The organism is Citricoccus sp. (genome assembly GCF_035445025.1).
Taxonomy (GTDB): Bacteria; Actinomycetota; Actinomycetes; order Actinomycetales; family Micrococcaceae; genus Citricoccus.
The window spans coordinates 1-1,764 of record NZ_DAOMPX010000163.1 but is presented as its reverse complement, the minus strand read 5'-3'; the positions used below and the strand labels follow the sequence as shown (position 1 = coordinate 1,764).

Below are 1,764 nucleotides of genomic sequence, written 5' to 3'. Positions count from 1 at the left end.
ACGAACACCAGCCCCAGCATGGTCATCAGCACGCCGAACACGAACGCCGGGCTGGAGAACGGGCGCAGGTCCAGCAGGGGGTGCTTGATGCGACGCTGGCGGACGATGAACCGCCACATCGCGAACACTCCGACGACGCCGGCGACGCCCGCGTAGAGGGGGGATCCCCCGAAGGCCGCGGTCACGCCGTACAGGACGCCGACCAGACCCACCGCGACCAGCAGGAGCGAGGCAATGTCCAGGACCGGCCGACCCAGGTCGGCGACGGTTCGCAAGGTGATCGCGCCGGCGAGCAGGACGATGAGGCACAGCGCGCCGAAGACCCACATCAGGGTGGTCCACGGGGCGATGGTCAGCAGCACGCCAGAGAGCACGATCGCCAGGGACGGCCCCAGGGTGGTCATCGCGGCCATGATGCCCATGTTCAGGCCGAGCTTCTCGCGCGGCGAGACGGCCAGGGTGATGTTCATGCCGATGGGGGTGAGCAGGCCCGTTCCGATGGCTTGGACCAGTCGTGCCACCAGGAGCACTCCGAAGGTCGGAGCGAAGGCTCCCACCACGGATCCGAGGACCATCAGGGCAACGACGGCCACGAACAGCGGGCGGGTGGGGAACCGGTGATAGAGCACGTTCGAGACCGGTACGAACACCGCGGCCACCAACAGGTAACCGGTGGTCAGCCACTGCACGGTGTTCACGTCGACGCCGAAGTCCTCCATGATCGGCGTGAAGGCCACGTTGAGGAAGGTCTCGTTGAAGGTGGCCAGGAAGGCCGCGGCTGCTGCGACGGCGATCATCCCACCGACACGTTTCTGGGCGCGTGGGCGGGAAGGTAGAGCGGGAATGCTGTCCGTGGGCGGGTTGGCATCCCGGGTGATGACATCGGTCATGGACCACCAGTACTTTCTAGGGCATCCCGTCTTCGGAGACACCGGAGCGTGGGATAGGGGAGGAAATGGGCGCACTCGGCCAAGGCAGGGCCGGCCGGGTTCGTGTCACAGTGTGCCAGAATGGCAAGTACTGTCGCTAACCGTAGGTGCTGGAACGTGCCTAGAATCACACCGCATAGCGGCCAAAACGATGAAGGGTGCCCGTGGCCCACCACAACCCCACCAGGAACGCTGCCGGAGGGAACCCCGCCCCGGGCATCCCGGTCCGGGACGTGCCGGACCTGCGGACCCGCCGACGACTGGAGACCCAGGAATCGATCCACCGGGCCGCCGTCGACCTCTTCGAGGCCCAGGGCGTCAAGGCCACCACCGTCGAGCAGATCGCCGCCCGCGCCGGGGTCTCCTCCCGGACGTTCTTCCGGCACTTCGCCTCCAAGGAACAAGCCGTCCTGCCCGGCCAGCGCCGGCTGCTCCGGGCCATCGACGCCCTCGAACTCGACGGCACCGGACCCGATGCCGCGCTCCGGGCGGTCGAGGAGATGGCCGCCGCCGTCATCGCCGCCGAGCCCCAGGAAGACCTGAAGACGAACCAGCGGGTCCGACGGATCCTGCTGCGCGAACCGGACATCCGAGGCCTGGCGACCGCCCAGGAGCACGAGCTCGTACTTCGTCTACGCGACCGTCTGCTCAGGCGAGGCGGGGCAGACATGAACCTCATGACGGCCCGGCTCATCGCCGAGACCGCCATGCTGCTCTGGCGGTCCTGCTGGGACCACTGGGCCGAACTGGCCGACGCCGGTGAATCCCTGGAACCTGTCCAGCTGTACCGCCAGTACCGTGAGGGCTTGCAACGCCTCCTGACCTGAGATCAGAA

At 67.5% G+C, this 1,764-nt stretch carries 2 protein-coding genes; one reads left to right on the top strand and one right to left on the bottom strand.

Annotation, left to right across the window (positions count from 1 at the left end; translation table 11 throughout):
- On the bottom strand, positions 1–890 hold an 890-nt coding region (locus tag PLJ28_RS15860; protein WP_324590441.1), incomplete at its 3' end, for an MFS transporter.
- A gap of 203 nt (positions 891–1,093) precedes the next feature.
- On the opposite strand from PLJ28_RS15860, the gene PLJ28_RS15855 reads away from it, so the two are divergent.
- Complete coding sequence (locus PLJ28_RS15855; protein ID WP_183525439.1) at positions 1,094–1,756, top strand: TetR/AcrR family transcriptional regulator; 663 nt, start codon at positions 1,094–1,096, stop codon at positions 1,754–1,756.
- Positions 1,757–1,764: the final 8 nt, after the last annotated feature.